Annotated in this window: 1 protein-coding gene; it reads right to left on the bottom strand. The window is 70.4% G+C overall.

Annotated features, from left to right (window positions below; genetic code table 11):
- Positions 1 to 12,704, bottom strand: a 12,704-nt coding sequence (locus tag ACFXHE_RS43635; protein WP_379391603.1) for an amino acid adenylation domain-containing protein, incomplete at both ends; no start/stop codon positions are given.

Here is a 12,704-nt window from a genome sequence, read left to right as displayed (position 1 = left end):
GAATCCAGCACGTACACACGGGTGTTGAACACCGGGGCACCGATCGGCACCGACAGCGCGTCGGCGTCGTCCACCTCGTGGTAGGTGACGTCGACGGCCGCTTCGGTCGGGCCGTACAGGTTGTGCAGACGCGCACCGGTGAGCTCGCGCAGCTTCTGCGCGGTCGGCGCGGGCAGCGCCTCACCCGAGGCGAAGACCTGCTGCAGCGAAACACATTCGGCGGCCTTCTCCTCCGCCACGAACACCGACATCATCGACGGCACGAAGTGCACGGTGGTGACACCGCTCTCGATGATCAACTCGGCCAGATACGCCGGATCACGATGACCGTCGGGCTTGGCGATGACCAGCGACGCACCGATCTGCAAGGGCCAGAAGAACTCCCACACCGACACGTCAAACGTGGCCGGGGTCTTCTGCAGCACGACATCGTCGTCGAACAGGCCGTACTCGGTCTGCATCCACACCAGGCGGTTGACGATGGCCGTGTGGCTCACCGCCACACCCTTCGGGCGGCCGGTCGAACCCGACGTGAAGATCACATACGCGACATTGTCGCCACGCAGCGGGGCGGTGCGGTCGGCGTCGGTGATCGGGGCGTCGGAGTAGCCCGACAGGTCCAGCTCGTCGATCAGCAAGGTGCGCGTGGTGGTTTCGAACCGGTCCCCGCGGGTGCTGAGCACGCACACCGGCTGCGCGGTGTCGAGCACGTACTGGTTGCGCTCGGCCGGGTGGTCCGGATCCAGCGGCACGTACGCGCCACCGGCGACCGTGACGGCGTACATGCCGACCAGCAGCTCGAAGGAGCGGCGCATGCCCAAGGCCACATAGGTGTCCGGTCCGACGCCCTCGGCGATGAGGTGGCGGGCCAGCTTGTGCACGCGAGACGCGAACTCGCCGTAGGACAGACTCGTGCCCTCGAACACCAGCGCGGTGAGGTCGGGGGTCTGCTTCAGCTGGGTCTGGAACATCGACGCGAGGGTGACCTCGGCGTCGATCTTCTTGCCGCCCAGCGCGACCCGCTTGACGTCGTACTCGGTGGCGTTCCAGGTGCGCAGCACCTGGCGGCGCTCGGCCGCGTCCAGCAGCTCGATATCGCCGACCAGCGCGGTCGGCTCGGCGACCACGGCCGACAGCAGGCGCACCAGGCGCTCGCCGAAGGCGGCGATGGTGGCCGGGTCGAACATGTCGGTGGCGTAGGCGAATTCGGCGGTCATGCCGTCGCCGTTGGTCTGCTCGGTCAGGTTGAGGTGCAGGTCGAACTTCGCGGTGACCACGTCCAGCGGCACACCGGCCACTTCCAGCCCGGGCAGGGCGAAGGTCGCCGCGCCGGTGTTCTGGAACGACAGCATGACCTGGAACAGCGGGTGCCGCGCCTGCGAGCGGGCCGGGTTGAGGATCTCCACCAGACGCTCGAAGGGCAGATCGGCGTGGCCGAAGGCGGCCAGGTCGGTGTCCTTTGTACGGGCCAGCAGCTCGGCGAACTTCTCCCCCGAGTCGACGGCCGTGCGCAGCACCAGGGTGTTGACGAACATACCGATGGCGTCGTCGAGCACCTGCTCGCCACGGCCCGCGACCGCGGTGCCGATGGCGATGTCGTCGCCGCCGGACAGACGCGCCAGCAGGGCCGCGAAGGCCGCGTGCACGACCATGAACAGCGAGGCGCCGTGCTCACGGGCCAGGCCGTTGAGCCCGGCCAGCAGGTCGGCGTCGATCGAGAACTCGTGCACCCCACCGGCATTGGACGCCACCGCCGGGCGCGGGCGATCCGAGGGCAGGTCGATCTGGTCGGGCAGCCCGGCCAGTTCGCTGCTCCAGTAGGAGACCTGCTGGGCGATCAGCGAGTCCGCGTCGTCCTCGTCGCCGAGGGTTTCGCGCTGCCACAGCGCGAAGTCGGCGTACTGCACCGGCAGCGGCGCCCAGTGCGGGGCTTCACCGGTGGCGCGGGCCGCGTAGGCGACCATGACGTCGCGAGCCAGCGGGCGCACCGACCAGCCGTCGCCGGAGATGTGGTGCACCACGAAAACCAGCACGTGCGTGGGCTGTCCGGCATCCGAGACCCGGAACAGTCCGGCGCGCACGGGAGCCGCGGCGGTCACGTCGAAGCCGGTGAGGACCAGCTCGGCGATGCGCTCGCGCAGGTCGGCCTCGGCCACCTCGACCGGCGCCAGGCCGGTGCCGCCGCCGTGGATGCCGGCATTGGCGGCCGAGTCCAGGCGGACCTGGTCGGCGGGCAGGATGACCTGCACGCCACGGCCTTCGGTGTTCTCCGGATAGACGGTGCGCAGCACCTCGTGCCGCTCCAGCACGTCGCCGACGGCGGCCAGCAGGGCGTCCACGTCGAGGTCGCCGGTCAGGCGCACCGCGAGCGGGATGTTGTTGACGGCCGAGGCGGTGTCGAAGCGGTTGAGGAACCACATGCGCTGCTGGGCCAGCGACAGCGGGATCTCGTCCGGCCGGGCCTGGGCCACCAGGGCGCGGCGGCCACCGGTGCCCGCTTGCGTTTCCACGCGCGCGGCCAGGGCGGCCACGCTCGGGGCGTCGAACAGGGTGCGGACGGGGATGCGGGTGTCGAGCGCAGCGCCCAGTCGCGCCACGACCTGGGTGGCGATCAGCGAGTTGCCGCCCAGCTCGAAGAAGTCGTCGTCCGCGCCGACCGGGTTCTCGAGTCCGAGCACCTCGGCGAAGACGCCGGCCACGATCTCCTCGGCACGCGTTGCGGCGGCACGGAATTCGCGGGCGGCGAACTCCGGCTCGGGCAGCGCGCGGCGGTCCAGCTTGCCGTTGGCACTGAGCGGGAACGCGCCCAGGGCCACGAAGGCGGCGGGGACCATGTAGGACGGCAGCTGCGCGGCCAGGTGCTCGCGCACGGCCTCCCCGTCGAGGGCGTCCGCGCCGAGGGCGACCGGTTCGGTCGAAGCCGATTGCGCCGGAACCACGTACGCGACCAGCTGGTCACCGGTGCGGGCATCCGAACGCAGCACCACGACGGCCTGGGCGACCGACTCGTGGACGGTCAGCGCGGCCTCGATCTCGCCGAGCTCGATGCGCAGACCGCGCAGCTTGACCTGGAAGTCGGTGCGGCCGATGTACTCCAGCTCGCCGTCCGCGGTCCAGGTGACCAGGTCACCGGTGCGGTACATGCGCTTGCCCGGCGTGAACGGGTTGGCCACGAAGCGATCCGACGACAGGTCGGGGCGCGCCACGTAGCCGCGCGCCAGCTGCACGCCGGCCAGGTAGAGCTCGCCCGCCATGCCCGGCGCGACCGGGTGCAGACGCGAATCCAGCACGTACACCTGGGTGTTGAACACCGGGCGGCCGATCGGCACGGTCTCGGTGTCGGCGTCGGTGACCTGGTGATAGGTGACGTCGACGGCCGCTTCGGTCGGGCCGTACAGGTTGTGCAGGGCGGCGCCGGTGACCCGGCGCAGCTGCTGGGCGGTGGTCGCGGGCAGCGCCTCACCGGAGGCGAAGACCAGGCGCAGGCTCGTGCAGTCCGCGGCGGCCGGTTCCGAGACGAACACGGCCAGCATCGACGGCACGAAGTGCGCGGTCGTGACGCCTTCGCGGGCAATGGTCTCGGCCAGGTACACCGGATCCCGGTGGCCTTCGGGCTTGGCCACGACCAGCTTCGCGCCGATCTGCAAGGGCCAGAAGAACTCCCACACCGACACGTCGAAGGTGGCCGGAGTCTTCTGCAGCACCACGTCGGCGGCAGTCAGGCCGTACTCGGCCTGCATCCACACCAGGCGGTTCACGATCGCCGAGTGCGGCACCGCCACACCCTTCGGGCGACCGGTCGAACCCGAGGTGAAGATCACATAGGCGGTGTCCGAAGCACGCAGCGGCGCAATGCGATCCGCGTCGGTGAGCACGGCGTCGGAGTAACCCGACAGGTCGACGGTGTCGACCGCGACGGTCGGGACGCTCGCGTGGGTGAATCCGTCCCGCTCGGTGGTGAGCACACACACCGGCCGAGCAGTCTCGAGCACGTAGTCGATACGGTCGGCGGGCTGGTCCAGGTCCAGCGGCACGTACGCGCCACCGGCCTCGACGATCGCGTACATCGCGACCACCAGGTCCACCGAACGGCGAATGCCCAAGCCCACCAGGCTCTCCGGGCCGACCCCGGCCTCGATGAGCTTGCGGGCCAGCTGATGCACGCGTGCGGCGAACTCGCCGTAGGACAGACCTGTCCCCTCGAAACTGACCGCGGTCGCCTCGGGGGTCCGCTCGGCCTGGGCCTCGAACAGCGCGACCAGGGTCTCGCCCGCATCGCCGGAGGCGCTGCGCACGATCTCGCCCTCGGCGGTGGTCTCGCCCGAGAGGGTGCCCGAGGTCAGTTCCGCCAGCACCGAGTAGACGTCGGCGGTGGTGCGGTTCCAGTCGCGCAGCACCCGGGTGCGCTCGCCGGAGACCAGCAGGTCGATATCGCCGATGGCCCGTTCCGGCTGCGCGGCAATGGCCTTCAGCAGCCGGTCGAACCGGTCGGCGAAACGCTCCATGGTGGCCGCGTCGAACAGGTCGGTGGCGTAGATGAGTTCGGCGGTGATGCCGGACGGGGTCGCGCCGTGGCCGTTGCCCGCGACATCGCTGGTGCCGAGCTGCTCGGTGAGGACCAGCTGCAGGTCGAACTTGGCGGTGTCGATCGGGAGATCGACGGCGCTCACGGTCAGGCCGGGCAGTTCCAGTTCGGTGATGCCGGTGTTCTGGAACGACAGCATGACCTGGAACAGCGGGTGCCGCGCCTGCGAGCGCGCCGGGTTGAGGATCTCGACCAGGCGCTCGAAGGGCAGGTCGGCGTGGCCGAAGGCCTGGATGTCGGTGGCGCGCACCGTGTCCAGGAGTTCGGTGAAGCCGGCGCCGCCGTCCACCTCGGTGCGCAGCACCAGGGTGTTGACGAACATGCCGATGAGGTCGTCGAGGGCGCGTTCACCACGACCGGCGACCGGGGTGCCGATCGCGATGTCCGCCTCACCCGACAGCCGCGACAGCAGGGCCGCCAGGGCGGAGTGCATGACCATGAACAGCGTCGCGCCGCGGGTGCGGGCCAGTTCGGTCAGCTTGGCGTGGGTGTCGGCATCGACGGTGAAGACGTGCGTCGCACCGCGGCCCGACGCGACGGCCGGACGGGGCCGGTCGGCGGGCAGGTCCAGCTGGTCGGGCAGGCCGCGCAGCGAGTCGCGCCAGTACGAGATCTGCTGGGAGATCACGGATTCGGCGTCGGTCTCGTCGCCGAGCACCGCGCGCTGCCACAGCGCGTAGTCCGCGTACTGGACATCCAGCGGCTGCCAGCCGGGCTCGCCGCCCTCGACGCGAGCGCCGTAGGCGGTCATGACATCCCGGGTGAGCGGGCCCATGGAGAAGCCGTCGGCCGAGATGTGGTGCACGACCAGCGCGAGCACGTGCTCGGTGGGGCTGACCTCGAACAGGCGGGCCCGGAACGGCACGTCCACGGTGACGTCGAAGCCGCTCAGCACCAGCTCCGAGAGTGCCTGCGGCAGCTCGGCTTCGGAGACCTCGACCGGGGTCAGGTCCGGAATGACCTGACCGGTGGGGACGATCTCCTGGAACGCCTGGCCGTCGATCTCCGGGTAGCGGGTGCGCAGCGACTCGTGCCGCGCCAGCACGTCGGCCACGGCGATCTGCAGGGCCTGACGGTCCACCAGACCCGACAGGCGCACGGCCGCCGGGATATTGTCCACGGCCGATTCGGGATCGAACCGGTTGAGGAACCACATGCGCTGCTGGGCCAGCGACAGCGGCAGCCGCTCCGGGCGCTGCTGGGCGATCAGCGCCTGACGCGTGCCCGCGCCCGAATGGGTTTCGGCGCGCGCCGCCAGGGCGGCCACGGTCGACGCCTCGAAGATCTCGCGCACACCCAGGTGGGTGTCCAGCGCGGCCGACAGGCGCGCCGCCACCTGGGTGGCGATGAGCGAGTTGCCGCCCAGGGCGAAGAAGTCGTCGTCCAGGCCGACCCGCTCCAGGCCGAGGATCTCGGCGAACACGCCGGCCACGATCTGCTCGACCGGGGTGACGGGCGCGCGGAACACCGCGGCCTCGAACACCGGCGCGGGCAGTGCCTTGCGGTCCAGCTTGCCGGAGGCATTGAGCGGGAACTCGTCGAGCGCCATCAGGACCGACGGCACCATGTACGCGGGCAGGCTCTCGCCGATCTCCAGGCGCACCTTCTCGACGTCCACGGTGTGGCCCGCCGCCGGGATGACATAGGCGACCAGCTGATCGCCGGTGTGCACATCGCTGCGCACCACGACCACCGACTGCGCGATGGAATCCAGTGCGGTGAGCGCGGATTCGATCTCCCCGAGCTCGATGCGCAGACCGCGCAGCTTGACCTGGAAGTCGGTGCGGCCGATGTACTCCAGCTCGCCGTCCGCGGTCCAGGTGACCAGGTCACCGGTGCGGTACATGCGCTCGCCGTCACCGAACGGGTTGGCCACGAAACGATCCGAAGTGATGTCCGGGCGCGCGACATACCCGGTCGCGAGCTGATCGCCCGCCAGATACAGCTCACCCGCGACACCCACCGGAACCGGCCGCAAACGCGAATCCAGCACGTACACCTCGGTGTTGAACACCGGGCGGCCGATCGGCACCGTATCGACGTCCGCGTCCACGACCTGGTGGAAGGTGACGTCGACCGCGGCCTCGGTCGGGCCGTACAGGTTGTGCAGCTCCGCGCCCGTGAGCTCACGCAGCTTGTGCGCGGGCTTGGGCGACAGCGCCTCACCGGAGGCGAAGACCTTGCGCAGGCTGGTGCACCGCGCGGCGGCCTCCTCGGCCACGAATACCGCGAGCATGGACGGCACGAAGTGGGTGACCGTCACACCCTCGCGGGCAATGAGATCCGCGAGATACGCCGGGTCGCGGTGACCTTCGGGCTTGGCCACGACCAGCGTCGCGCCGATCTGCAAGGGCCAGAAGAACTCCCACACCGACACGTCGAAGGTGGCCGGGGTCTTCTGCAGGACGACGTCGTCGGCGGTCAGCCCGTAGGCCGCCTGCATCCAGACGAGGCGGTTCACGATCGCCGAGTGCGGCACCGCCACACCCTTCGGGCGACCGGTCGAACCGGACGTGAAGATCACGTACGCGTTGTTCGACTCCCGCAACGGCGCACGGCGATCCGCATCGGTGAGCGGAGCGGCCGAGTAGCTGGCCAGTTCCAGCATATCGATGCGGACCTGCGCCGTATCGATCGGCAGGTCCTCGCCGGAGGTCAGCACGGTCACCGGGTCGGCGGTCTCGAGGATGTACTCGATGCGCTCGGCCGGGTGATCCGGATCCAGCGGCACGTAGGCGGCGCCGGCCACGGTGACGGCATACATGCCGACCACCAGGTCGATGGAACGCCGCATACCCAGGGCCACGAACGATTCCGCTCCGACGCCACGCTCGACCAGCCAGCGCGCCAGGCGGTGCACCCGGTCGGCGAACTCGGCGTAGGACAGACCCGTCCCCTCGAAGCTGAGCGCGGTCGCGTCGGGCGTCCGCTCCACCTGCGCCTCGAACATCGCGACCAGGGTCGCGGCCTCGGCCTTGTGCTCGGTGAGCACGGCCTCGACATCGAAGGCGGTGTCGTTCCAGCGCTCGACGACCAGCTCGCGTTCGGGTGCGTCCAGCAGTTCGATATCGCCCACGGCCGCAGCGGGTTCCGTGGTGATGGCGGTCAGCACGCGCACCAGGCGGTCGGCGATGCGGTGGACGGTGTCCTCGTCGAACAGGTCGCGCAGGTAGCCGGCGCGGATGCGCAGGCGGGTGTCGAGCTGGGCGATGAGGGTCAGCGGGTAGTGGGTGGCGTCCGCGGCGTCCAGACCGGTGACGGCCATGCCGTCGATATCGGCGGCCTGGGACCGGATGCCTTCGGCGTCGACGGGATAGGACTCGAACACCACCAGGGTGTCGAACAGTCCGCCGATGCCCGCCGCCGACTGGATGTCGGCCAGACCCACGTAGTGGTGGTCGAGCAGGTCGGCCTGCTCACCCTGGGTGCGGGTGAGCAGCGCGCTCGCCGACTCGGCCGGGTCGAAGGCGACCCGCACCGGCACGGTGTTGATGAACAGACCCACCATGGACTCGACACCCGACAGCTGCGCCGGGCGGCCGGACACCGTGGTGCCGAAGAGCACGTCCTCGCGGCCGGTGAGGCGGCCGAGCAGGATGCCCCAGGCGACCTGCAGCACGGTGTTCGGGGTGACGCCGAGGTCGGCGGCCAGCCCGGTCAGGCGCGCGGTCGCGGCCTCGTCCAGGTCGAAGAAGTACTCGCCGGACAGGGCGGTGATCTCGCGGCCCGCGTCGGGGCGAGTGAGCAGGGTCGGCTCGGAGACGCCGTGCAGCGACCGCTGCCACGCCGCCAGCGAGGCCGGACGGTCCTGCTGCGCAACCCATTCCAGGAAGTAGCGGTAGGAGCGCACCGGCGGCAGCACCGCGGTGTCGGAGTGCGTGGCGTACAGCACCAGCAGGTCCTGCATGAGCAGCGGCATGGACCAGCCGTCGAGCAGGATGTGGTGGTTGGCCACGGCCAGCTGGTAGCTGTTCGCGGCGGTCCGCACCAGCGTGTAGCGGATGAGCGGCGGCGCTGTCAGGTCGAAGCGCTGCACCCGGTCGGCGGCGATGATCTCCGCCGCGCGTGCCGCGCGGGCGTCCTCGTCGGCGATGTCGGTCAGGTCGTGGTTCGTCCACGCCACCTGCACGCCGTCGATGACCACCTGCACCGGAACGCCCGACGCGTCGTTCACGTAGGCGGTGCGCAGGATTTCGTGGCGTTCGATGAGCGCCTGCGCGGCCGACCGCAGCCGGTCGGCGTCGACGCGGCCCTCGAGGGTGAGCACCGCCTGCGCGGTGTACACGTCGACCGAGGTGGCGGCCAGCTGCGCGTGGAACAGCAGACCGGCCTGCAGCGCGGACAGCGGCCACACCTGGTTCAGCGCACCGTACTGCTTCTCCCAGCCGTCGATATCGCGCTGGGTGACGCGCACCAGGCCGAAGTCGGACGGGGTGTGCCCGCCCGCCTTGGCGGAATCGGCATGCCGGGCAACGGCTTCCAGCGCCGAGGTCCACAGCGCCGCGAATTCGGCGATCTCCTGCTCACCGATCAGCGTGCTCGGGTAGCCGATATTGGCGGTCAGCTTCTCCCCGACCACGATGGCGTTGATGTCGATCGGGGCCATGGCGGGCATGTCGCCGTCGTAGGCGCCGGCCAGATCCGCCAGCTCGGGAGCCGGGATCCAGCCGAAGCCGCGCAGCGCCTCCGGCACATCGCCCTCGTTGACGCGGCCCAGGTAGTTGAAGCTGACCTGGCCCGGCAGCTGCTTGGGCAGCTGCGAGGCGGTGTCGGAGTTCATGTAGCGCAGCAGGCCGTAGCCGATGCCCTTGTCCGGCACCGCGAGCAGCTGCTCCTTGACGGCCTTGATGGCCCGGCCCATGGCGGGCCCGCCGGTGAGGGCGGCGTCCACGTCGATGCCGGACAGGTCGAAGCGCACCGGGAAGATGGCGGTGAACCAGCCGACCGTGCGGGACAGGTCGGCACCGGGCACGACCTCTTCCTCACGGCCGTGGCCCTCGAGGCGGACGAGGGCAGACTTCTCCCCGAGTCCCTTGGCGGCGCGGAACTTGGACACCGCCAAGGCGAGTGCGGTCAGCAGACCGTCGTTGACACCGCCGTGGAACAGCGCGGGCACGGTGGTCAGCAGCGCCTTGGTGGCAGCGGCCGACAGCTCGACGCGGTGCTTCTCGATGGTGGCGGTGACGTCGACGGCCGGATCCATGGGGCGCTCGGTGAGCAGCGGGTCCGGGCCCTCGACAACGGTGCGCCAGAATTCGAGTTCGGCGACGCGCTCGTCGGTGGCGGCCTCACGCTCGAGGGCGTGCGCCCAGGTGCGCATGCTGGTGGCGGGCGCGACCAGTTCGGGGGTCTGTCCGGCGGACAGCTGACCCCAGGCGGCGACGAAGTCCGGCACCAGGATTCGCCAGGTGACGCCGTCGACCACGAGGTGGTGCGCGGCGACGACGAGACGCCCGGCACGAGCGGTGCCCGATTCACGGCTCGCCGTGGCGTCGGAGGGCTCCAGCCACACGAACCGGATGACCTGCCCCGCAGCCGGATCCAGCTTGTCGAGGGTGGCATCCAGTGCGGCCGTGGCGATCTCGACCAACTGCGCGTCGGTGACGCTCGCGTCGAACTCGGTGCGATCGATCAGCGCATCCGCGTCGATGGTTCCGGGAGCGGCGGTTTCGACGATCCAGTCCGCGTCCGGCACCCGGCGCAGGCGCGCCCGCAGCATGTCGTGGCGGTCGATGACCGCACCGACGGTGGCGGCGATGCCCGCACGATCGATGCCGATCGGCAGCTCCAGGGCCATGGTCTGGTTGAAGCGGCCGAACTCGCCCGCCCGGCCCGCCATGAACCGCACGACGGGAGTCAGCGGCATGACGCCCACGCCGCCGCCCGGCAGCTCGGTCAGCTGCGGGGTCGAATCGCCCTGTCCGTCCGCGGTTTCCGCGACGGCGGCCAGACCGGAGACCGTGCGCTGCTCGAACACGTCACGCGGGCTGAACACCACGCCGCGCGCCTTGGCCCGCGACACCAGCTGGATGGAGACGATGGAGTCACCGCCCAGGGCGAAGAACGAGTCGTCGATACCGACCCGCTCCAGGCCCAGCACCTCGGCGAAGACCTCGGCGATGGTGTGTTCGAGGGCATTGCGCGGCGCGCGGAAGACCACCTCGGTGGCGAAGACCGGCTCGGGCAGCGCCCGGCGGTCCAGCTTGCCGACCGGCGTCAGCGGCACCCGGTCGATGACCATGACCGCCGACGGCACCATGTACGCGGGGAGACGCGCCTCGACGTGCGCCGTCACGGCCGCCACATCGATCGAATGACCCGGCGTGGCAACCACGTACGACACCAGCGACGTCGCGCCCGCGGCGTTCTTGTGGCCCACGGTGACCGCGAAGTCGACGGACTCGTGCGAGGCCAGCGCGGCGTCGATCTCGCCCAGCTCGATGCGGAAACCACGCACCTTGACCTGGAAGTCGGAACGGCCGACGTACTCGACCAGGCCGTCCGGGGTCCAGCGCACCACGTCACCGGTGCGGTACATGCGCTCGCCCGCCACATACGGGTTGGCGACGAACCGGTCGGCCGTCAGGCCCGGCCGCGCGTGGTAGCCACGCGCCAGCTGAATGCCCGACAGGTACAGCTCACCCGCGACACCCACCGGAACCGGGCGCAGGCGGTTGTCGAGGATCAGCGACTGCATGCCCCGGATGGGGCCGCCGATGGTGACCAGATCGCCCGGCACCAGCGCATCGCTGATGTTGGTCATGATGGTGGTCTCGGTGGGGCCGTACCCGTTGTGGAAGGCACGAATGGTGCCGTCCGACTCTGTCCCCTCTCCGATCGGCACCGCCCACTTCTCCACCAGATCGGCCGGGACGGCTTCACCACCGGCGACCAGCACGCGCAGCGAGTCCAGGCCCGCCGGTCCGAAGGTGGACAGCGCGGCCGGGGTGATGAAGGCGTGGGTGGCCTGCTCGCGGCGGATCAGCTCGGCGAGCTCCTCCCCGCCGTAGGTGCCCGGCGGGACGACCACGAGGGTGCCGCCCTTGCCGATGGCGAGCAGGAACTCCAGCATGGACGCGTCGAACGACGGCGACGCGAAATGCAGTGCGCGCGACGAGGAGTCGAGCGCGTACCGCTCGGCCTGCTCGACGCTGAAGTTGGCCAGACCCGCGTGGGTGACCACGACGCCCTTGGGTACACCGGTGGAACCGGAGGTGTAGATGACGTAGGCCGGGTGCTCCGGGCGCAGCGGGCGCGCCCGTTCGGTATCGGCGATCACGGTGTCCGCGAACCCATTCAGATCCAGCTCGTCCAGCACCAGCCACTCGACCGAGTCCGGCATGTCCGCGCGCACCGACGCCACGGTGAGGCCGACCGGCGAACCGGAGTCGGTGACCATGTGGGCGATGCGGTCGGCCGGGTAGTTCGGGTCCACCGGCACGAAGGCCGCACCGGTCTTGGACACCGCCCATTCGGCGAAGTAGGAGTCGTCCGATCGCGGCACGGCCACGGCGACCAGATCCTCGGTGCCGATGCCGCGCTCGATGAGCAAGCGCGCCAAGCGGTTCGAGCGGGCATCCAGCTCGCCGTAGGACAGACTCCTGCCCTGGAACACGACCGCGGTCGCGGCCGGATCGATGGCGACGGCGTCGGCGATGAGCTCGGGCAGCGTGCGCGCCGGGACGGCGGGCAGGCCGAAACGGGCCACCAGCTCGGCGCGTTCGTCCTGGTCCAGGATGTCGATCGCGCCGACGCCGAGCTCAGGGTCGGCCGCGACGGCCTCGAGCACCCGCACCCAGCGCTGCGCGAATCCGGCCGCGGTGGCCTCGTCGAACAGATCGGTGGCGTAGGTCAGCGCCAGCGCCATCCCGGCGTCCTGCTCCGACAGCGTGAACTGCAGGTCGAAGCGGGAGATGTTCTCGTCGAGATCCAGCGTGCCGACCGTCAGCCCCGGCAGTTCGATGCTGGTGCGATCCAGGTTCTGGAAGGCCAGCATGACCTGGAACAGCGGGTTGCGGGCCTGCGAGCGCTCGGGCGCGAGCAGTTCCACCAGCCGCTCGAACGGCACGTCGGCATTGCCGAAGGCATCGAGGTCGGTGTGCCGCACGCGATCCAGCAG

The sequence above is a fragment of the Nocardia sp. NPDC059229 genome, assembly GCF_042754165.1.
Classification (GTDB): Bacteria; Actinomycetota; Actinomycetes; order Mycobacteriales; family Mycobacteriaceae; genus Nocardia.
The sequence above is the reverse complement of the archived record's forward strand: the minus strand, read 5'-3'. Positions and strand labels throughout refer to the sequence as shown.